Source organism: Pantoea conspicua, assembly GCF_002095315.1.
GTDB classification, from domain to species: Bacteria; Pseudomonadota; Gammaproteobacteria; order Enterobacterales; family Enterobacteriaceae; genus Pantoea; species Pantoea conspicua.
Window position 1 is genome coordinate 29,536 of record NZ_MLFN01000001.1, and the last position, 19,972, is coordinate 49,507.

General features: G+C 53.2%; 18 protein-coding genes and 1 pseudogene. 11 read left to right on the forward strand and 8 right to left on the reverse strand.

What is annotated here, in order from left to right; all coding sequences use genetic code 11:
• Positions 1-187: 187 nt before the first annotated feature.
• Positions 188-1,090, reverse strand: coding sequence for a LysR substrate-binding domain-containing protein (locus HA41_RS00130; protein WP_094119180.1), 903 nt, complete (start codon positions 1,088-1,090; stop codon positions 188-190).
• A 53-nt stretch (positions 1,091-1,143) separates the two neighbouring features.
• On the opposite strand from HA41_RS00130, the gene HA41_RS21505 reads away from it, so the two are divergent.
• From HA41_RS21505 to HA41_RS00150, 5 genes are read left to right on the forward strand one after another with little or no spacing between them, the layout of a single operon-like run.
• Entirely contained in the window at positions 1,144-1,848 is a 705-nt protein-coding gene (locus HA41_RS21505) for an SDR family NAD(P)-dependent oxidoreductase (protein ID WP_279627052.1), read from the forward strand.
• Positions 1,770-2,036, forward strand: a complete 267-nt coding sequence (locus HA41_RS21510) for an SDR family NAD(P)-dependent oxidoreductase (RefSeq protein WP_279627053.1) — start codon at positions 1,770-1,772, stop codon at positions 2,034-2,036. Before HA41_RS21505 ends, HA41_RS21510 begins: the two co-directional genes overlap by 79 nt.
• A 54-nt stretch (positions 2,037-2,090) precedes the next feature.
• Entirely contained in the window at positions 2,091-3,389 is a 1,299-nt protein-coding gene (locus tag HA41_RS00140) for an MFS transporter (RefSeq protein ID WP_094119035.1), read from the forward strand.
• Between the two features lie 12 nt (positions 3,390-3,401).
• Complete coding sequence (locus HA41_RS00145; RefSeq protein WP_094119036.1) at positions 3,402-4,244, forward strand: transketolase; 843 nt, start codon at positions 3,402-3,404, stop codon at positions 4,242-4,244.
• A 1-nt stretch (position 4,245) separates the two neighbouring features.
• Complete coding sequence (locus tag HA41_RS00150) at positions 4,246-5,256, forward strand: transketolase family protein (RefSeq protein ID WP_094119037.1); 1,011 nt, start codon at positions 4,246-4,248, stop codon at positions 5,254-5,256.
• A 1,348-nt stretch (positions 5,257-6,604) separates the two neighbouring features.
• Here HA41_RS00150 and HA41_RS00155 read toward each other — a convergent pair.
• From HA41_RS00155 to HA41_RS00170, 3 genes are all read right to left on the reverse strand, one after another.
• Entirely contained in the window at positions 6,605-7,576 is a 972-nt protein-coding gene (locus tag HA41_RS00155) for a ParB family protein (protein ID WP_094119038.1), read from the reverse strand.
• A 7-nt stretch (positions 7,577-7,583) separates the two neighbouring features.
• On the reverse strand, positions 7,584-8,783 hold the full coding sequence (locus HA41_RS00160) for an AAA family ATPase (protein WP_094119039.1): 1,200 nt from the start codon (positions 8,781-8,783) through the stop codon (positions 7,584-7,586).
• Positions 8,784-10,742: 1,959 nt separating this feature from the next.
• Positions 10,743-11,672, reverse strand: a complete 930-nt coding sequence (locus HA41_RS00170) for a RepB family plasmid replication initiator protein (RefSeq protein ID WP_094119041.1) — start codon at positions 11,670-11,672, stop codon at positions 10,743-10,745.
• 474 nt (positions 11,673-12,146) lie between these two features.
• Between HA41_RS00170 and HA41_RS00175 the strand changes: the two genes are divergently transcribed.
• Positions 12,147-13,517 (forward strand): aldehyde dehydrogenase family protein, encoded by a 1,371-nt coding sequence (locus HA41_RS00175; RefSeq protein WP_094119042.1) that lies wholly within the window; start codon positions 12,147-12,149, stop codon positions 13,515-13,517.
• Between the two features lie 3 nt (positions 13,518-13,520).
• On the opposite strand, the gene HA41_RS00180 is transcribed toward HA41_RS00175, so the two are convergent.
• Together HA41_RS00180 and HA41_RS00185 are read right to left on the reverse strand one after the other, a co-directional pair.
• Positions 13,521-14,702 (reverse strand): NAD(P)/FAD-dependent oxidoreductase, encoded by a 1,182-nt coding sequence (locus tag HA41_RS00180; protein WP_094119043.1) that lies wholly within the window; start codon positions 14,700-14,702, stop codon positions 13,521-13,523.
• Positions 14,703-14,827: 125 nt separating this feature from the next.
• Positions 14,828-15,744, reverse strand: a pseudogene (locus tag HA41_RS00185) (GTP-binding protein).
• 124 nt (positions 15,745-15,868) lie between these two features.
• Between HA41_RS00185 and HA41_RS00190 the strand changes: the two are divergent.
• Positions 15,869-16,207 carry an ASCH domain-containing protein gene (locus HA41_RS00190; protein ID WP_094119044.1) on the forward strand — a complete coding sequence of 113 codons (339 nt, stop codon included), beginning with the start codon at positions 15,869-15,871 and terminating at the stop codon, positions 16,205-16,207.
• A 7-nt stretch (positions 16,208-16,214) separates the two neighbouring features.
• Here HA41_RS00190 and HA41_RS00195 read toward each other — a convergent pair whose 3' ends face one another.
• Positions 16,215-16,763 carry a helix-turn-helix domain-containing protein gene (locus HA41_RS00195; protein ID WP_094119045.1) on the reverse strand — a complete coding sequence of 183 codons (549 nt, stop codon included), beginning with the start codon at positions 16,761-16,763 and terminating at the stop codon, positions 16,215-16,217.
• A 110-nt stretch (positions 16,764-16,873) separates the two neighbouring features.
• On the opposite strand from HA41_RS00195, the gene HA41_RS00200 reads away from it, so the two are divergent.
• The 4 genes from HA41_RS00200 to HA41_RS00215 all read left to right on the forward strand — a co-directional run bounded on the left by HA41_RS00200 (position 16,874) and on the right by HA41_RS00215 (position 19,653).
• The gene (locus tag HA41_RS00200; RefSeq protein WP_094119046.1) at positions 16,874-17,542 is read left to right on the forward strand and encodes an AzlC family ABC transporter permease; all 669 of its coding nucleotides are present in this window, start codon (positions 16,874-16,876) and stop codon (positions 17,540-17,542) included.
• Positions 17,539-17,862 (forward strand): AzlD domain-containing protein, encoded by a 324-nt coding sequence (locus HA41_RS00205; protein ID WP_094119047.1) that lies wholly within the window; start codon positions 17,539-17,541, stop codon positions 17,860-17,862. The genes HA41_RS00200 and HA41_RS00205 overlap by 4 nt, the downstream gene beginning before the upstream one ends.
• A 99-nt stretch (positions 17,863-17,961) precedes the next feature.
• Positions 17,962-18,870: an alpha/beta hydrolase gene (locus HA41_RS00210; protein ID WP_094119048.1), complete on the forward strand. Its 909-nt coding sequence runs from the start codon at positions 17,962-17,964 to the stop codon at positions 18,868-18,870.
• A gap of 54 nt (positions 18,871-18,924) precedes the next feature.
• Entirely contained in the window at positions 18,925-19,653 is a 729-nt protein-coding gene (locus HA41_RS00215; protein ID WP_094119049.1) for a DJ-1/PfpI family protein, read from the forward strand.
• On the opposite strand, the gene HA41_RS21255 is transcribed toward HA41_RS00215, so the two are convergent.
• The gene (locus HA41_RS21255) at positions 19,603-19,899 is read right to left on the reverse strand and encodes a hypothetical protein (protein WP_244175075.1); all 297 of its coding nucleotides are present in this window, start codon (positions 19,897-19,899) and stop codon (positions 19,603-19,605) included. The genes HA41_RS00215 and HA41_RS21255 overlap by 51 nt on opposite strands.
• Between the last annotated feature and the right edge of the window lie 73 nt (positions 19,900-19,972).

Sequence of the window (19,972 nt, forward strand, 5' to 3'; positions counted from 1 at the left end):
CCTGCCATTAACAAGTTAAACATCCGTAGATGAAATTTCATACGGAATAAAATTGGAACATATTTACCGATTGGGAGATGAAGTGTAGACGGTATTTATCACTTAGCTTTAGCAATGCCTCTTTTCTGGCGGGATAATTAATTACAAAACTCAGGGAAATAGTGGCGAACCGAAACTATCTTTAACATTAAATTAACGTGTTTAGTTCGTGCTGGATCCAGTTCAGGAAATGACTGACGCGGGGAAACTGTGCAAAGCCACGCGGGTAAACCAGGTGGTGCGCGCTGACCGGCAGGCTATAGGGCTCTGGCAGCACTCTGACCAGTTTACCGCTGCGTAAATAATCTTCAGCCAGCAACTCACTCTCGAAAATAAGCCCGTGACCCAGCATGGCTGCTTCAAGACTCATATAAGAGCGGTCAAAGCGAAATAACCACTCTTTGTCCGGCTGGGGTAATTGTTGAGCAGCGAACCATTGTGGCCACTGAATAAGCGGTGATTCCGATAATATCAGCGCGTGATGAATGAGATCCCCGGCCTGATTAACAGGATAGCGTTCAAGATAATCGGGCGAAGCCAGTACCGACATCCTTTCATGGCGGATGGTTTTAATCTCAAACGATTTCCAGTCCGGGAAACCGTGCCGCACCGCAATATCAATATTATCGCGACTGAACGATAAGTTTTCATATGAGCAGGAGAGCGTCAGCTGAAATTCCGGGTAGCTGTCGCGAAATTTATGAATCCGCGGCAACAGCCACAGCAGACCGAAACTCGGCGCACAGTGAATCCGCAGATTACTGCGCGTCTTCTCGTTACTGATGCGCGCCGTCGCCTGCGCCAGGCCCAGCAGTATCGGGCTGATTTCCTTGAGGTAATGTTCGCCTGACAGCGTCAGCACTACGCCTTTAGCTGAGCGATTGAACAGGCTGCAACCGAGCTCTCGTTCCAGTTTTGCCAGCTGATGACTGGCCGCAGAAGGCGTAATACTTAATTCCTCCGCCGCACGCGCCACATTGCCAAAATGAGCCACCTGCTCAAACACCCGCAGTGATTTAATCGAAGGTAAGTGGTCAGCCTGCTTGTCCATCGGTTTCTCCGTGACGGAAATATGTGATGAATGCCCATTAATAAAACGCAGAAATGTTAACTGCATCAAACCAACAAATTCATTCAGCATCAAATGAATTTTTTTGCATTGCCAATATCGACGGCTTTATCAATTCTGATCGTGACCCTGCCGGTAGCAATACCGAACCACTAATAATTATTCTTCTGGAGTGGACTATGTTACTTGAAAATAAAGTCGCGATAATCACCGGAGCAGCTTCCCCGCGCGGGATTGGCCGGGCAACCGCAGCCTGCTTTGCTCAGCACGGCGCCCGTATCGTGGTGCTGGATTTGGATTTGCAAGCTGCGCAGGCCAGTGCTCTTGCCTGTGGCGACGGACATCTGGGGCTGGCCGCAGATGTGACCGATCCGCTTAGCGTTCGCCGGGCAATCGATCAGGTACTTGAGCACTATGGCCGGATAGATGTGCTGGTCAACAACGCTGGTATTACGCAGCCGGTGAAAACGCTGGAGATCGGCCCTGAGGATTACAATCGCATCCTTGACGTGAATCTGCGCGGCACATTGCTTATGTCACAAGCGGTGATCCCCACCATGCAGCAGCAAAAGAGCGGCAGTATTGTCTGCCTCTCATCGGTTTCCGCACAGCGCGGCGGCGGTATTTTGGCGGACCACACTACAGCGCAGCCAAAGCTGGCGTGCTTGGACTCACCAAAGCGATGGCGCGCGAATTTGGACCCGATCAGATCCGTATCAATGCGATTACGCCAGGTCTGATTCAGACCGATATTACCGGCGGGCTGCTGCAGGATGAACGTCGCCACGCCATCATTGACGGTATTCCGCTTGGCCGCCTCGGCGCAGCCAGTGACGTCGCCAACGCAGCGTTATTTCTCGCCAGCGATCTCTCCGCTTACCTGACCGGCATCACGCTGGACGTTAACGGCGGCATGCTTATCCATTAAAAAGCGCCCTGCCCTGCCCGCATGAATGGCGGGCTCACACCAGGAGTGAATATCATGAGCACGCTTAACCTGAGCGCAGTTGCGGCTGCGCGCGATATCACCTATCGCAAAATAGCCTGGCGATTAATGCCGTGGCTGATGCTGTGTTATCTCTGCGCCTATCTTGACCGCGTTAATGTCGGCTTTGCTAAATTACAGATGATGGACGATCTGTCACTGAGCGAAACGGTATATGGTCTGGGTGCCGGGATCTTTTTTATCGGCTATTTCTTTTTTGAAGTACCCAGTAATCTGATTCTGCATCGGGTCGGCGCTCGCCGCTGGATCGCCCGCATCATGATCACCTGGGGTCTTATCTCGGCCCTGTTCGCCTTCGTTGAAACCGCATGGCAGTTCTATCTGCTGCGCTTCCTGCTCGGCGTGGCAGAGGCTGGCCTCGCGCCCGGTCTTCTGCTCTATCTCACCTACTGGTTCCCCGCCAGCCGCCGCGCACGCATGACGGTGCTGTGGTTTATCGCCATTCCGCTTTCCGGGATGCTTGGTGGCCCGCTATCTGGCTGGATTATGGCAACCTTTGCTGGTTTCCACGGTTGGGCCGGCTGGCAATGGATGTTTCTGCTGGAGGCTATCCCTACGATTGCTATGGGCTTAGTGGTGTTGCTGGTGTTGAAAGACCGCGTTGAGCAGGCGGACTGGCTGGATGAAGAAGAAAAACGCCGTGTCCGCGCCGACCTCGATGAAGACAATCAGCAGAAGGCCTGTCACAGCACGGTAAAGGCGTTCGTTGCGGATAAGCGTCTCTGGCTGCTGGCGCTGATTTACTTCTGCGTGGTGATGGGACAGTACGCCCTGACCTTCTGGTTACCGACACTGGTCAGAAATTCCGGCGTCAGTGAGCCGCTGCATATTGGCTTTCTGACCAGTCTGCCCTATCTGTGCGCCATTATTTTTATGCTGCTGGCCGGTCGCAGCGGTGACCGACATCGTGAGCGCCGCTGGCATCTGGTTATCCCGATGCTGGTGGGACTGATCGGATTATCGCTGGCGACGTTACTGAGTCATAGCATCTCTCTGTCGCTGCTCTCACTGTGCATTGCCGCCGCCGGGATACTCTCTGCGTCTTCGCTGTTCTGGATGCTACCGACCAATTTGCTGGGTGGCGTGTCTGCCGCCGCAGGCATCGCCGCGGTGAACTGCATAGCCAATCTGGCCGGCTTCTTTTCGCCGTGGCTGATTGGAGCCATTACCACAGCAACCGGTTCACCCGCGTCAGGAATGTACTTTATCGCTGCCGTTCTGCTGGGTGGTGCGCTCTGCGTGCTGCGCATCCGGGCAGCGGATGTTAATCGTTAATCAGGAGGTAATATGACTGACCATCTGCACGCATCATCCGGTCTCTCATTGCAGCAACGCGCCACTAATATTCGCCGCCACGCTTTATTGATGGGTCAGGTACAGGGACAGGGCTATATCGGTCAGGCGCTCGGCGCGGCCGATCTCCTCGCTGTCAGCTATTTTCATGCCATGAACTATCGCGCCGATCAGCCTGAATGGGAAGAGCGTGACCGCTTTTACCTGTCGATTGGCCATTATGCTATCGCTCTGTATGCAGCACTGCTGGAAGCCGGCGTGATACCGGAAGCAGAACGTGAGACTTACGGCACCGATGAAAGCCGTTTACCCATGTCCGGCATGGCGGCCTATACCCCGGGCATGGAAATCACTGGCGGTTCACTCGGGCATGGTTTAGGTATCGCCGTCGGCGCCTGTCTGGGCCTGAAGCAAAAAGGTTCCGCATCGCGGGTCTTTAACCTGCTTTCTGACGGTGAACTGAACGAAGGGTCAACCTGGGAAGCGGCGATGTCCGCCTCGCACTGGAAACTGGATAATCTGATCGCCATCATTGATGTTAATAATCAGCAGGCGGATGGGCATAGCAGCGAGATCCTGGCCTTTGAACCGATTGTGGATCGCTGGCAGGCCTTTGGCTGGTATACGCAGCGGGTGGATGGCAATGACATCACGGCTTTGCAATCCGCGTTTGATGCGGCGCTTAACTGGGCTGAACCGCAGCCACGCGTGATTATCTGTGATACCCGGATGGGCAAAGGTGTCTCGTTTCTGGAAAACCGTGAGAAAACACACTTTATCCGGGTTGATGCCGATGAGTGGGACAAAGCCCTGACCGCGCTTGAGCAAGGAGTCTGAGATGAATTCACAACCGCAAAAAAAACGCCTGACCACCTCGGCAATGATCGCGTCGATAGCCGCAGAAGGACAGCCTACAATTTCTGCACCGTTTGGTCATGCGTTGGTATCGCTGGCGCAGCAACGAACTGATGTAGTCGGAATGACGGCTGATTTAAGCAAGTATACTGACCTGCATCTCTTCGCCGACGCCTTCCCGGAACGCTTCTATCAGATGGGCATGGCAGAACAGTTGCTGATGAGCGCAGCCGCTGGCATGGCGCGTGAAGGCTTTACACCGTTTGTCACGACCTACGCGGTATTTGCTTCACGTCGCGCCTATGATTTTATCTGTATGGCTATTGCCGAAGAGAATCTGAATGTCAAAATTGCCTGCGCGCTGCCGGGCTTAACCACCGGTTACGGACCCAGCCATCAGGCAACGGAAGATGTGGCGATTTTCCGCGGAATGCCCAATCTCACCATCATCGATCCTTGTGATGCGCTTGAGATTAGTCAGGTCGTTCCGGCTATGGCTGAGCATCAGGGACCGGTTTATCTGCGCCTGCTGCGAGGGAAAGTACCGCTGGTGCTGGATAAATATGATTACCGTTATCAGCACGGAAAAGCGCAGCGCCTGCGTGGCGGTAAACATGCGGTGATCATTAGCAGCGGGCTGATGACGATGCGGGCTCTGGAAGCCGCTGAAGCGCTGGAGAAGCAGGGCATTGAGGTAGGTGTAGTGCATTCACCGGTAATTAAGCCGCTGGATGAAGCGACCATTCTGCGCGAGGCGGGTGAGGCAGCTGATGCTAACCGACTGGTGATCACCGCAGAAAATCATTCAGTCGTGGGTGGATTAGGCGAAGCCATTGCTGGCCTGTTAATGCGTAATAGCGTGACGCCGCGCTACAGGCAAATCGCATTGCCAGATGCTTTTCTGGCAGCAGGCGCGCTACCAACGCTGCATGACCGTTATGGCATTTCAACCGAGGCAATGATCAGGCAAATCACCGCCTGGCTGGAGGCATAATCCTCACTAAAACCGGGCCTGGCCCGGTTTTTTTTCGTCGTTTAAACCTTCTTAATCGGGTCGGGGCTGACTTAGCACGGTCTTTCACTGATTGCAGTGGTCAGCGAATCGGGTCATCCGGTGACCGTCACAAGAATGAAGTGCCGGTAACTACCCCAGTCCGGTTACCGTGTAGTGAAGCTATCGGTATCCGACAAAAGCAAAAAACAGGCTATTCACTGTAAACAGCATCCGGCCCAGGCCAGTTAAACCCGGCAGACAGGGCGGCAAGTCATCGGGGCAGGAGGCGTTCTCTGGTATCAGTGACAATCCGGTTTACCGATCGCAGTGAATGCACGTTGACGGATGAGGCACTGACATTAAAATCGGTTAGCCGGCGTTATTCTGATTGTAGGATAAACAGAGTTATGTGCTGGCTGCCTGAGACTGGATGATGGCCTGTTAAATAAGAGCTGGCAGAAGAGCTTCGTTTTTTCATCGGAAAAAAGTTATCCACTTTTTCTGTGGATAACTGAGGGATATTTTCTGAGTATCTTTTTTTACTCCGCTGCAGGGCTCCTCTGGCTGACCGGTACCGCTTATTCTGATCGTTTTTTTCCATAAGCCTGATGCGAAAGCCTGCGGCGAAACAGCCTGAAAATCTGGCGATTTCAGGGTGAAATTTTCCATGCTATCTTTTAAAAAACAGATAGTTAGAAACGAAATCAGGCTGGCGCATCGTTTGGGTTCCAGAGGCCAGTTGATCATAAACTAGCACCAACGAGTCTGACCGTACTTCAATGAACGTGAAGTAAAAAATGATTGGTTACTAATGAACCAGCCTTCGAATTTCTTTTGTTGCATTGTCATTTTTAGCGAGTGGCTGGCGCTCCGCTATCGGTATAACTCAGCAAGTGAATCAGCAATCAACCTGGTCAATGCGGGTTAACTATTCTGATATAGATACCTGCTGATAGAGTCAGATATCTTTTCGCTACAATGCTGCAGCGGTTAACACCTGTTCATTACACAATGAGCAGCTGGCCTGTATCACCTTTACCGTAAACGTGGATGCTGCCGAAAGTCGCAGCCTTAACGATCAAGGCCCAGGCGCAGCTCATTGCAGACTTAAACAGTGGCAGTTTAAACAACAGAACCCGCGAATATTCAGGCAGAAACCGCAGCGACTTCATGCGAACTGAAGAGGGTAGTGACTATAATTTATCTATATTAAACAGTAAGATAATTTAAATATACCAGGTTAATTTCTGGCGATTTCAGCCTGAAATTCGCCCGTAAAGCGGTGCAGTGAAGGGTTTACAGCCAAAAAACCAGCTATTCAAAGCTGGTTTTTTATCGGATGAGAGTGTTAACGGGCGAGAAATTTTTTCAGTGTCTCGGTAATGACTTTATCCAGCTCTTCCTGCAGCTCTTTTGATTGCCGGTTGAATTCATAGCTGAACATCCGGCCACGAACTTTTTTGCGTGCAAAACGATCTTTATCCGCGAATGACCAAAGTGTCGTCGCCTGAGTTTTGTCTTTCTCAGGTTCTTTCATCAACGTCTGGCTGCCCTGACGAATCAGACGCAGGATGTGATTCTTAAGCTCATCCTCAGCCAGTCCTTCACGCGCACAGACCACATCAATTTCCATTGAGATCGAGTCAATCAATGCTTCAACAGTTTGTCCGGACTCGCTCAACTTGTCCGCAGCCTGCAACAACGCTTTATAGTCCGGATAGGTAAGTTCAGAATGATTCGGAAAAAGTGAAATCAAATCAGACGGTACGCTGGCTGCCTGCAAAGCACGCGTCACTTTGGCCTGAGATAAGCCCTGATTTTCGGCAATCTCTTTCTGCGACAGGCCACCTTCTTTTAAAGTTAACAGGCGCATTCCGACTTCACGCAGATTATGTTCACGCGCGGTCTGAATATCCTGCGCCAGACGACGCGCTTCTTCTGCGCTGATTTCAGCGTCACTGATCAGAACATCAAGGCCGGTTTTGCAATAAATGGCAGCAGCACGACGACGTGAACCATCAAGGATCTCAATGCGGTCATTACGCATGATGCCGATAGCCGGGAAAAACTGTTGCAGCTTAATAGTGCGAATGATGTCGCGCAGAGAGTCCGGCGTGAGCCCGGCCTGGTCGCGACCGTTCGTTTCCATCGTGACAAAAGTTTTAGTTTCGACTTCGTTTGCTGCAATGCGCTCAAAACGAAACAGCGCACGTTTCCCGGTGGCTAGCACGAAGGTCTGGCTATGCTGGTCATCACTCTTATCATTTTCCAGTGGTGTCTGGCTGAAGGTTCTGCCAATCGTAATTCTTTTTGCGCTCATACAAACCTCAGTTCAGGCGAATAAATTCGATACGGTCAAATACCGCTTTAGCAAAATCCTCAGCAGCTGAGCGCGCATTTTTCAACGCTTCGCTACTGCCGACATAGGTCGAAGGATTTGCCGAAATTACGGTGTCGAATGACTCACCGCACCGTTCGAAGCCATCAAGACGGGGAAGGGCTGCGTCCAGCATGTCTCCACCAAAGATTTCCTTGGCGAGGCTGTGACAGAGTTTATGGTCCGCCTTGTTAGAAAGTTTCGACATAAAGCCGATATTGCCTTGCAGGCGACAGGTCGCGCCTGAGTCTTCGATGATGGCGATCAGCTCTGGTAAACGGGTCAGATACTTTAGTGTTGAATGGAAATCGACCTGAGCAGGCGGCACCGGCGTCATCAGCAGGTCCGACGCGGCAATGGCATTCTTCAGAAACGCATCCAGATGAGGGCCACTATCGATGAAGATGAAGTCGTAATCTTTCTTCAATTTAGCAATGACATTGTCATACAACACTGAATGGACGTTTTGCCCGGGCAGATGCTCAGCGCACAACTCATCCCAGCGTGAGGCAATAAACGCATCGTCGATAGAAGCAGGCAACACATCGACACCCGGAATAATCGACGGCACGATGAATTCATTCACCAGCTCATCACGGGTGACATTTTGCAGCATTGCCTGTGCCGCCGTGGCCTCGACCAGACCGACTGAACGTTCATGATTCAAAAACATGGTGGCGGACGATTGCGGATCAAGATCAATCACCAGAATACGCAAATCTTCAAACAATAGATGAGGATGCGCGCGCAGCGCATGAGCCAGCGAAACGGTAGAAACGGTCTTTGAAACACCACCTTTCAGGTTGCCAACAAACAGGGTGTAAGCATCGGTATGGCGGTCGCGATATTTAGGCACGCCACGATGGTGATAGATATCAATGATGTTCTGAATCGACATCGCATACTTTACTGACGATCCGGCTGCGCGCTTATCAAACTGATAGCCGCTCTCCTCCATCTCGTTCACCGCATAATCCACACTGGCCCGGGTCAGTTTAGGCAACTTGGCTAACGCCGCTTTGGCATAGACCTGATAATACGTGTTTTCATGTAACTCTTGTTTTTGTGCCTGAATTTGCTCGGTAAGGCTTAACAACATGCGTTCTGAACGCTGCGCCACCTTCATTACCTGCTTATCATCGTTAGCCATAGTTGCTCCGGACATGTAGGATTTATGACTTTATACAGAAATCCTGCACATGAGGCAATAATTTATCTTGTCAGCGTAAACCCCGTATCTATGTAGTCAGAGTGGTTTGGTGAGATTCATCACATTGCTTTTACATTGCTGTCTGTATCGACCTGGTTTCGCACAGCGAAACGTTCACTGTAATCAGTAAAATTCCGACGGATCATTCACTGTAATCAGTAAACGATCATGACGCTGGCAGAGAATCGGATAGACGGGTGAGGGTAGGGCGCGGATTAGCGGGCTGATTTGGTGAAACATTCACTGTAATCAGCAGACCGCAATTGAAGTTTGGTGCCATCCTCTCGCAGTGCGCATGGCGGGTATGGGATAAACGCGAAAGGGTGTATCGCAAATTTTCCTGAAAAGTCATCCTCTGAACGTTGGACAATGAACAGGGATAGCGCAGGTCATCACGCAACTGTTTGCTGCAACGTTCACTGTAAACAGTAAAACAGAGAATGGCGTCACCAGAGAGATGTACATCATGACACCGGCCCCAAACATTCACTGTAGTCAGCAAACTCTCTATTCTGGTTAATGCTGCTTCCTGTATACGGCTCAGACATTCACTGTAATCAGTAGAATTTAGCCCGGACGCTGCATCGTGTTTAATTGCCAGGCGAAGTGCAACTGATCCGCATCGAGGTAAGACGCTGAGTGGCGAGCAAAGCAACAAGCGTTCACTATGATCAGTAGTACAGGAGTCTTCGGCTAACTCAGCGTTCACTATAATCAGTAAAAAAGCGCGCCGAACATAACATTCACTGTAATCAGTAAATCGCATACAGCAAACCTGCATTTTTGTTGCGGCAAAGGTAATATGATTCTGACTGCACTCTGAATGCCTGGCCGGGAAGGGCGGATACTACTCTGGTGGTGCCAGGCTCTGAACTCTGGGTCCTGAGTCCTGAGTCCTGAGTCCTGAGTCCTGAGTCCTGAGTCCTGAGTCCTGAGTCCTGCACCAATAGCCAGTAGTGCAACCCAAGCTTATTCAGATATTCATTACGGATGCAGCAGAGCAGGCATTACCCGCTTAATTGCAGCAACCGCCTTCTGAGCGCTGCATTACCTGGTCAGGGCTGGGGTAGCGATCAGTAAGCCCGCCACTTACGCTTTCATCCCGACACTGACTGCAGTCAACAACCCGATCTGTCCGTGGTCTTTCAGCGCCTATTACGCTGCAAACATTCACTGTAATCAGCAACACGTTCACTATAATCAGCGAGCCATTCTGAGCACCCGCTAGTGTCTCCTGAAATCATCACATTCTGATTTGCGTGACCAGCCTGACAAGGCGAAGAGAAACGTTCACTGTAATCAGTAATCCGGTCCCACAACTGCAGCGCTGAAAACAGCCCAACCCCAATGCTAGCCGCTCTTCATTGTGATCAGCCCGTCTGACCCGATACTTCAAGTGTTCACTGTAATCAGCAGTTTTGCGAACCCTGTCACGTTTGTCACTGATTGCGCTGTAAAAACAGGGTCTGAGCGGAATGCTCATCCCATATCGCACAGAGTTGTTATAATTATTATTTTTCAATCACTTAAAATGAAACATTCACTGTAATCAGTAATAGGCATCTTAAAGCGTTTACTGTAATCAGCAAACTGCCTTGAGTCGTCAGGCACGTTCACTGTAATCAGTAAAACAGTTAAACGCAGCGATAAGGTAATGAGCATAATAATTAAGTGAGCACTTACTAACATGCAAATAGCTGTTAGTGCTGGTGTTTAAAAAGGGTAGCGCCAGACACGGAGCTCGTCTGAGCGACAACTGCTGAATACAGTGAATGTTACTGATTGCAGTGAACAGGGGAAGGATGCTGATTACAGTGAACAGGTGAACCAGGCATACAGTGTCACTTTCAGGCGGGAAGTGACACTGCAACGCGCGGGTACTGATTACAGTGAATGTGGTTACTCGTCAAATTCAATCTCATCCAGTGAATCGATGCTCTCAAGATTATTGATGCCATCAAGTTTAGGCGTCCGACTATGGATGATGAAGAATACCGAACGGCCACGTTTCACCTCAGAGTAATCAAGATAGCCAATCTCTTTCAGTTGTTCCATTGCACGCCGCACCACATGATTCTGAGTCGTGGTCTTAGAACCCAGATTCAGACGCATCCGCAAGCGGGCAAGGGAGATGGGTGCAGGATTGGTCGGCAGGCTCTCAAGAAAAGTATAAAGAGCCTGAGCAGACTCTTTACGCTTTAAACGAGATATCGCCCGGAGCTGCAATAACACCTTATGATCGAAATTATAGAGCTCAAACAGCTTGGGATCCGCCTGGATACGCACGATATCTTTTTCACGATCGTAATAAGCTGATTGCACAAGGTGGGTATGATACGCCTTGCCGTTGCCTTCAAAGGATAAGGTATTGGTCGCAATACGACGTAATGAAGCATCCAGGCGCTTACGCAATGCGGCAGAGGAGTTGGCAGAAGGGATTCCGCACATCTTTACAAAATCAATAAACGGCAGCGTCACCGTGTCGCCTTTGGTCGGATAACGCGAAAATGACTGAATGATGCCAGCCCAGGTTTTAAAATCGTTATCCATATCCAGCCGCGCGCCAGTGATGGTAATCTTTTCATACCCTTCAGCTTTAACCAGCGAGAGATTCTTCAGCTCTTTGGTGGCGTCAGTCGATGCCATGGCACCCGATTTACCGCGCGCTGTCGATTTCAGCGTCGGAACAAACAATCCTAACCGCATTAAAGCAACAGGCTGAACCGTATTATTCTTGTTGGGATGAAGCTGAATAACTTCACCGCTGTTTTTGGTCACCGACAGAAAAGGTTCTAGTAACGCTTTGTTTTCACTATCTTTATCTGCCATAGCTTGAGATCTTCATTCTGTGGATGAAAGGGATCGTTTTCTGACTACAGTGAACATTAGCACTGTTTATAGTGAACATTCTACCTGGTATAGTGAATAAAGTACTGATTACAGTGAACACTTTACTGATTATAGTGAACGCGATCACCCTTTCAGCCCTTGCTGGGTGCGGCCTGCGACGATCGGGGATCTCTTAGGATCTCTATATGATCTCTTTAGGATCGTTATATAGGAACTAATCACTGTATAAGTGGATAACATCTCAATGTTCTTAGCATTATGCCCGTCAGAAGACATTGTCGGGATCGTTATCACGATTACTTCCAGACCCACGATCTCATAAATCATACCGGCCGCAATAAACCCTCTGTCATTCTCAATTACTAAAGAACTTCCTCACTATTATTCATTTTTCATCATTAATTACCGGGCGTATGGTGATGTGACTGTCTACTGAATAAGGAAAAGGGTGCCATGACTGATTATGCTATCTCTCGTAACCCCACCAATGGCGAAGAAATTGCACGCTATCCACTGCTGAACAGCGGCGAACTGGAAAATGCGTTGCGCCGCAGTGCAGACGCTTTTTCACAGTGGCGATACAGCGCGATGGATCTTCGGGTTAAGGTACTGCGTCAACTGGGCGAGCAGATCCGTCTGCGCGAAACGGAACTGTCGCGCATGATCACTCTCGAGATGGGTAAACCGATCGTTCAGGCGCGGGCTGAAGTACTTAAATGTGCCAGTCTGTGTGACTGGTATGCGGAAAACGGTCCGGCAATGCTGGCTGATCAACCCACTCAGGTTGCTGATGCCTGGCAGCGTTTCCGTCCGCTCGGCGTGATACTGGCAGTCATGCCGTGGAATTTCCCTCTGTGGCAGGTTCTGCGGGGCGCTGTGAGTATGCTGCTTGCAGGCAATACCTATCTGCTTAAACACGCGCCTAACGTCATGGGAAGCGCAACGCTGATGGCTGAGCTGTTTGACGCCACCGATCTGCCGGCGGGTGGGTTTAACCTGATCAATGTCGACAACGACGGCGTCTCCGCCGCCATAAAAGACGATCGTATCGCGGCTGTCGCGGTAACCGGTAGCGTACGAGCCGGAGCGGCTATCGCTGCGCAGGCGGGTGCAGCACTCAAGAAAACCGTATTAGAACTGGGCGGCTCCGATCCCTTTATCGTGCTGGCGGATGCCGATCTGGATGAAGCTGTCAAATCAGCAGTGGTTGGGCGTTTTCAGAATACCGGACAGGTCTGCATGGCGGCGAAACGTTTTATCGTGGAAGCGCCGGTTGCAGAAGCGTTCGAAAAGCGCTTCACCGAAGCCGTTCAGGCCTTGATGATGGGCGATCCGCTGGATGAAAAGACTTTCCTGGGGCCGATGGCTCGTACCGATCTGCGTGATGAACTGGATCAACAGGTACAGGCCACGCTGCGCGAAGGCGCTCGTCTGGTGCTGGGCGGCGAAAAAGTGGCGGGGCAGGGTAATTTTTACGCGCCGACCATCCTGTCAGATGTGACCTCTGAGATGACCGCTTTTCAGCAGGAGCTGTTCGGACCGGTGGCGGCCATCGCCGTGGCGCGGGACCCGCAACATGCGCTGGCAATCGCCAACGACAGTGAGTTTGGATTAAGCGCAACGGTGTGGACCGCCAATGGAGAGATCGCCGATCAGCTGGCGTTGCAGCTGGAGGTTGGTGCCGTATTTATCAACGGCAACGGCGCTTCCGATCCACGAGTGACGATCGGTGGTGTGAAGAAAAGTGGCTACGGTCGTGAACTGTCACACTTTGGCGTGCACGAATTCTGTAACGTTCAGACCGTCTGGAAAAATCGCCGCTAAGTTTTACTGCGCCGCCGGAAGATAAGCGGGCGCAGCGGTTTTATCATCCTCAATAAGCGGGCGCACTAACCGATCCGGTGCAAAGTCAATCAGCATCGCCGGACGTGCGCCGCTTAGCATCTCCCCGGCGACCAGCCTGCCAAGTAGCGGTGCCAGCGTCATGCCGCTGTGACTGACCATCAGATAAACCCGCGCCAGCCCGCTGACATATCCTATCGCTGGCAAGCCATCCGCCGGACGGGATCGCTGTCCCACCTCAATCCGCTCGATGCGCGCATCCTGACTGTTAGCGAACAACCGCCGCAGTCGCCGCAGCATCTCGTTACCGATCATTCCATCCACCGCCACCGGACGCGCCGGATCGGCATGCTGATCCAGATCCAGCGCCTGCAGCATCAGGCGGCCACCGCCATCGGGCCGGACATTCAGTTCCGGTGTAATAATATTGCTGCTGAGTTGAATTGGCAGCGGCTGTGTATGAGCCAGAAAGCTACAAGCGGCCGGGTTGGCATGGTTAGCCTCGGTCATCGCCAGTTCAAACCCGCACTGCGCCAGCAGTTCAGCGGACCATCGACCAGTCGCCAGCACCAGCTGATCGCCCTGCCAGCGCTCGCCACTGGCGAGCGTCAGATCAACACCCTGATCGGTGGTGGACAGCGTAGTCACTTCGTCATGGCAGACCAGTTTACCGTTCAGCGTCCGCAGATCGGCCAGCATCCGGGCAATGAACAGGCCGGGATAGAGCAGGCATTCAGAGGAGAAGAACCAGGCTTTCTGCACCCGGGGATCAGGCCGCAGCTCCGGCAAAGCAGCCTGCAGCCTGGCGCGATCCCAGCTTTCTGCCGGGTAACCGAGCGCCCTGAGCTTAGCCACGCGCTGCTCCAGCTGGCGATGAATGACTGGATGTGTCGCCCACTCCAGCGTGCCGGTTTCCAGCAGCCAGGGCGCAGGCGAAGGATGCTCTGCCTGCCAGCGCTTATGCTCGTCAATCGCCGCCGCGTTGAGACGGTGATAACTGGCGGGATCTTTGCCGTTAGCATTGACCCAGCCGTAGCTGATCTGGCTGGTGCCGCTTCCGGGGTAGCGTTTGTCAAAAACCGTGACCTGCGCGCCCTGGCTGGCCAGCGATCGCGCAACCGCTAAGCCCAGCACGCCGGCACCGATAACGGCAATACGTTGTGGCATATTGGACCTCTCCAGAGTAATCAACCTGCAATAAACACGGCGAATCGCCGTCCGTGGCTCTTTCGCCAGCCGGTTTTACTATCAGGGAGTGGCGTCACGACGTCAACAAGGCTTCAGAGTGACGGTTATTCAAACCAGCCCGGTACCGGATCGGCAAACGTCAGCCACTCTCCCGCACCCGCAGCCATCTCCTGTGGCGTCAGTAAGGCCTCATTCAGTGCGGTGCGTAGCCCATTTTCATTCATCTCAATACCGATAAACACCAGCTCCTGACGCGCATCACCGGTTCCCTCCTGCCATTGTTCAGCAATCACATTGAGCGAGTCGGTATCCTGAGGCCACTGTTCCCGTGGAACGCTGACCCACCAGCGACCCGCATAGCCCTGACGTGCCAGCGCGCCAGCCTGTGACCAGACCCCGGCAAATTCCGGGCGAGTGGCGAGCCAGAAGTAACCCCTGGAGCGTAATACACCTGCCATCTGATGATTCACCACCTGCCAGAAACGCTGCGGATGAAAGGGACGACGGGCCCGATAAACGAAGTTCCGGATGCCATACTCTTCCGACTCCGGTTGATGTTCGCCCCGTAAGGTTTGCAGCCAGCCGGGTGCCTGGGCTGCCTGATCAAAGTCAAAGCGGCCGGTATCCAGCAGCAGGTCTAATGGCAGCTGACCAAACTGACTGGTCACCAGCCGTGCATGCGGATTCAGCGCCCTCAGCGTGCCCTGCAACTGGCGTAACTGTTCAGCGCTCAGCAGGTCGGTTTTATTCAGCACCAGCTAGTCACAAAACTCGCGTTGATCGACCAGCAGATCGACTACTGAGCGCTCATCATCCTTTCCCACAGTTGCGCATTACCATCGCGCACCAGCGCCGCGTCGATATTAATTTCTGACATATCATTGACGATCACGGCTATCCGCCGTCCTTCACGGTTATTGAGAATAGGGTTAAGCAGTGTGGTTTTTCCGGCACCAGGAAAACCGGACAGAACAGCAACCGGCAGGCGGTTATCCTGAGAGGAAAAGTGAGAGCGTGGCATAATGACTCCTGCAGTAAAACGATAATTGTAATGTTATAACATATCATTTAATCCCGCTTTTTAATATTGCTTTTCGGCACAGCCTGGTGTCGGGAAATGAGAAACCCTTATCCGGGAGTTAAAAATGCAACACTTATCCATCGTTCCGCGTCTGTTGCCCGCCGTCCGACGCGGTGAGAAAACCCATACGCTGCGCTGGCAGGAAGGCGATATTCATCCCGGCCCGCTTCGCTACTGTAATCAGCAAAACCCTGCTGACACGCTGGTGGTATGGGTGACGAGCGTTGAGACGCTGCCGCTTTGTGCGGCAGCGGAGAGACTGGGAAAACAAGCAGAGTGGCCGGATGACGTACTGCTGGCCGGAATGCGTGAACACTATCCGGCGATTGAGCTTAACAGTGTGGTCCAGCTGGTGCATCACCTCACCCCTGAGGCGTCGCGGCAAAAAATGGCAGAAGATTGAACCGGGCTCAAACGTGCTCCATCACCAGAACAGCGAGGGTATCCACCTCCAGCGCCCGGAAAATATGCGGCTCATCGCCGGGGTAGGTGATGTAGTCGCCCACATCCAGTTCGACCGGTGAATCGACCGGGCCAGCCAGCGCACGTCCTCTGGACAGGATGATGTGCTCGATGGTGTTGGGGGAGTGCGGCTGAGAACAGCGATCGCTGCCAGGCTGAACCTGCAACAGATAGATGTCCCGCCGTGCGCCTGGCGGGCAGGTCGCCAGCAACACCGCCTGATAATTGGCTAAATCGGCGGTCACCGTTGGCCCTTCACCCCGGCGAATCACCTGCATACGACGGGCTTCCGGTTCCATTAAGCGTGAAAACGGAATATTCAGGGCGACGCAAAGCGACCACAGCGTTTCGATGCCGGGATTACCATTGCCCGCCTCCAGCTGCGACAGGGTGGATTTGGCGATACCCGCGCGGCGAGCCACTTCTGCCAGCGATAAGCCGGCCCGCTGACGTTCACGGACTAATGCGTTAGCGATGATGCTGATAGGGGTATTCAAAGAGACTCCTGCAGTATATTCGTTTTTTATAACGAACATTACGTTCGACTTGTAAATCAGGCCAGCGGTGTTCATTATAATGGATAATTCGTTCATTTTGAGATCAGGTTATGCCGTTTTTACAAACAAAGCTGCTGGATACAGGCGTGGTAAAGGCCATTTTCCTGGTCTGTCTGGCTGATGGCATTGTCGGTTTATCCTATGGTTCACTGGCAACCGCCGACGGTTTTCCGCTTTGGGTGCCACTGGCGCTCTCCACTCTGGTACTGGCGGGCGCATCAGAATTTTTATTTATCGGCGTGGTGGCGGGCGGTGGCAGTCCGTTTACTGCCGCAGCGGCGGGCCTGCTGGTCAATGCGCGTCATCTGCCCTTTGGTATCGCCGTAAAAGATCTGGTAGGACGCGGTCCGGCTGGCTGGCTGGGTTGTCATATCATGAATGATGAAAGCGTGGTATTTGGACTCTCCCAGCCGCAACTGGCGCAGCGTCGCAGCGCCTACTGGCTGTGTGGCATCGGCATTGGCCTGATTTGGCCGATCAGCGTGATGACCGGGGCAGCCATCGGCCAGTTCATTCCCGATACCTCGGTTATCGGACTGGATGCGGTGTTTCCTGCCATCCTGATTGCGCTGATTTTTCCGGCTCTGCGTCAGCGGCGAACCCGGGTTCCCGCCCTGCTCGGCGCTTCTTTGTCGCTGCTGGCGACGCCGCTGGTGCCGGCTGGCATGCCAGTGCTGTTTTCGCTGCTGGGTCTGCTGGCATGGAGATCACGCAAATGAGCCACCAGACGATGATCATCGCCGGTATTGGCCTGCTGGCGGCCGGCACCTGGCTGATGCGGTTCGCCGGTGTCAGGCTGGGGAATCGCTTACCGCTCAGTGAACGTAGTCAGCAGATGCTGTCGGACGCCGCCACGGTATTGCTGTTAGCCGTTGCTGCCACCACTACCTTGTTTGAAGGTCAGCATTTTTCCGGCATGGCGCGGATCATCGGCGTTGGCTTTGCGCTGCTGCTGGCGTGGCGTCGTGCGCCTCTCATTATCATTATTCTCGGTGCGGCGCTGATGACGGCGCTGCTGCGCTACTTCGGTGTACCCTAGCCAGAGATAACCCTATCAAATGCGGGATTTTTTCGCGGTGGATATTTGTTAGGATGCCGTTCAGTTAAGTTTTACTGAACACTGAACAGGCATTGCTGAATGAATACTGCCCGAACCTCCCGTCGTTATGTCCTGCCGCTGCTGCTCGCGATGGCGTGCGTTTTCACGGTGAATCACGCCAGTGCGCAACCAGACCTGCGACCATTGGGCGAAAATATTGCCGACAAAGGCTCGGCATGGTATCGCTTCGGGAGCAGAACCTTTGACTCGCAGGATGGTAAGCGACACTACCGGGTCTGGCTTGGTATTCCGAAAATGGCAGCGCCGTCCTCAGGCTATCCGGTGCTGTATATGCTGGACGGTAACGCGGCGATGGCGCAGTTGACAGAAAGCCAGCTGAAACAATTACGCAGTGGCTCGTCCCCGGTGCTGGTGGCGGTGGGTTATGACAGCAACCTGCCGTTTGACGTAGTGGCACGCAGCTACGATTACACCCCACCTGACGATGCGCCAGATCCGATAGTCGACATGCCGCACGGCCGAAAGGGCGGCGGCAGCCACCCGTTTCGACAGCTGATGCTGAACAGCATCGTGCCGTGGGTTGAAGCACAGGCAGCCAGCGATCCCCATCAGCGCGGCTTGTGGGGCCACTCCTACGGTGGCCTGTTCGTGCTGGATACCTTTTATCAGGCCGCCTGGTTCAGCCATTACTTTGCGGCCGCCCCGTCGCTGGGCTGGAACGAGCAACGCATCATCGAACTGGCACGGCGTGCCGATCCCGGCCCGCTGAAGCGATTGTCACTCTACCTGATGGAGAGCGATGGCGTCACTGAGCGGCGTGCCGGACATTCTGATGACCTGCAACAGGAAGAGGCTGAGCTGATACCTATCCTGCGCCAGACCGACGCTACGCTGCATCTGACCCACTATACCGGGCAAAACCACGGTCAGATCCTCTCCTCCTCGCTGGCGGATACGTTAAAGATAATCTCCGGTTCAAAAGATTGATCACCGCAGGCTAACCCGCGCATGATAGTTGTTTACGCTCAGAGGGAGCCTTTTATGCGCCGTCCACTACAGATTGGTCTGTTGCTGTTTCCTGATGTCACCCAGCTGGACCTGACCGGTCCGTGGGAAGTCTTTGCGCGCACGCCGCAGTTCGCCTGTCATCTGGTGTGGAAGGACCCGCAGCCGGTTCGCTCCGATCGGGGCTTATCGATTCTGCCTACTATCACGTTCGAAGCCTGTCCGCCGCTGGATGTCATCTTCGTGCCCGGCGGTCCGGGACAAATTGCGCTGATGTCAGACAGTGAAACCCTGAACTTTCTGCGCCAGCAGGCCAGACATGCTCAGCGCGTGACTTCGGTTTGCACCGGCTCGCTGGTACTGGGCGCAGCCGGGCTATTGCAGGGTTATCGGGCCACGTCGCACTGGAGTTCAATTGATCAGCTGGCCTTACTGGGTGCCGAACCGGTCAGCCAGCGGGTGGTACGCGATCGGAACCGCATTACCGGTGCGGGTGTGACCTCGGGCATCGACTTTGCCCTGACGTTGGTGGCGGAACTGTGTGGCGATGCCGTTGCCAGGGCAATTCAGCTACAGATGGAATACGATCCGGCGCCGCCCTTCAACAGTGGTTCGCCCCGTACCGCGACGGCCGAAGAGGTGGAACAGGCAAGAACGGGCATGGCAGCCTTCATCGCCAGGCGTCGTCAGGCTACCGAACAGGCGGCGGCCCGGTTACAGGCTGATCAGTTTACTGACGCCGGGAATACGCAGCATCAACAGTGAGATTGCCATTGAAAACAGCAGCGTCAGGGCAATCACCAGCAGCTTATCGCCCAGCGTCTGAATCCTGATGGCCAGTGCCAGCAGATTGAAGATCAGATAGTGCAGGATGTAAACGCCGGTCATGGTCTTGCCCAGTGTGGTCAGGAAGGTGGTAATCCAGGGCTTATTGTCCGGCAGCCTGATGGCATTAATGCTGATCACTATCAGCAGCACCAGCAGGTAAACCTGCGAGCCGGTGAGAACCATTTCATTGCTGGTGGCAAAAAGCGGGCGATAAAGTAGTAACGCTCATACAGCCAGGTAAACAGCCAGACCGCGG

Bases quoted from the DNA above. Each gene is read 5' to 3' on its own strand.
- HA41_RS00160 (WP_094119039.1), bottom strand. From the start codon at position 8,783: ATGGCTAACGATGATAAGCAGGTAATGAAGGTGGCGCAGCGTTCAGAA.
- HA41_RS00200 (WP_094119046.1), top strand. From the start codon at position 16,874: ATGCCGTTTTTACAAACAAAGCTGCTGGATACAGGCGTGGTAAAGGCC.
- HA41_RS00205 (WP_094119047.1), top strand. From the start codon at position 17,539: ATGAGCCACCAGACGATGATCATCGCCGGTATTGGCCTGCTGGCGGCC.
- HA41_RS00140 (WP_094119035.1), top strand. From the start codon at position 2,091: ATGAGCACGCTTAACCTGAGCGCAGTTGCGGCTGCGCGCGATATCACC.
- HA41_RS00180 (WP_094119043.1), bottom strand. From the start codon at position 14,702: ATGCCACAACGTATTGCCGTTATCGGTGCCGGCGTGCTGGGCTTAGCG.
- HA41_RS00130 (WP_094119180.1), bottom strand. From the start codon at position 1,090: ATGGACAAGCAGGCTGACCACTTACCTTCGATTAAATCACTGCGGGTG.
- HA41_RS21255 (WP_244175075.1), bottom strand. From the start codon at position 19,899: ATGGTTCTCACCGGCTCGCAGGTTTACCTGCTGGTGCTGCTGATAGTG.
- HA41_RS00175 (WP_094119042.1), top strand. From the start codon at position 12,147: ATGACTGATTATGCTATCTCTCGTAACCCCACCAATGGCGAAGAAATT.
- HA41_RS00215 (WP_094119049.1), top strand. From the start codon at position 18,925: ATGCGCCGTCCACTACAGATTGGTCTGTTGCTGTTTCCTGATGTCACC.
- HA41_RS00145 (WP_094119036.1), top strand. From the start codon at position 3,402: ATGACTGACCATCTGCACGCATCATCCGGTCTCTCATTGCAGCAACGC.
- HA41_RS00190 (WP_094119044.1), top strand. From the start codon at position 15,869: ATGCAACACTTATCCATCGTTCCGCGTCTGTTGCCCGCCGTCCGACGC.
- HA41_RS00155 (WP_094119038.1), bottom strand. From the start codon at position 7,576: ATGAGCGCAAAAAGAATTACGATTGGCAGAACCTTCAGCCAGACACCA.
- HA41_RS00150 (WP_094119037.1), top strand. From the start codon at position 4,246: ATGAATTCACAACCGCAAAAAAAACGCCTGACCACCTCGGCAATGATC.
- HA41_RS21505 (WP_279627052.1), top strand. From the start codon at position 1,144: ATGTTAACTGCATCAAACCAACAAATTCATTCAGCATCAAATGAATTT.
- HA41_RS00210 (WP_094119048.1), top strand. From the start codon at position 17,962: ATGAATACTGCCCGAACCTCCCGTCGTTATGTCCTGCCGCTGCTGCTC.
- HA41_RS00170 (WP_094119041.1), bottom strand. From the start codon at position 11,672: ATGGCAGATAAAGATAGTGAAAACAAAGCGTTACTAGAACCTTTTCTG.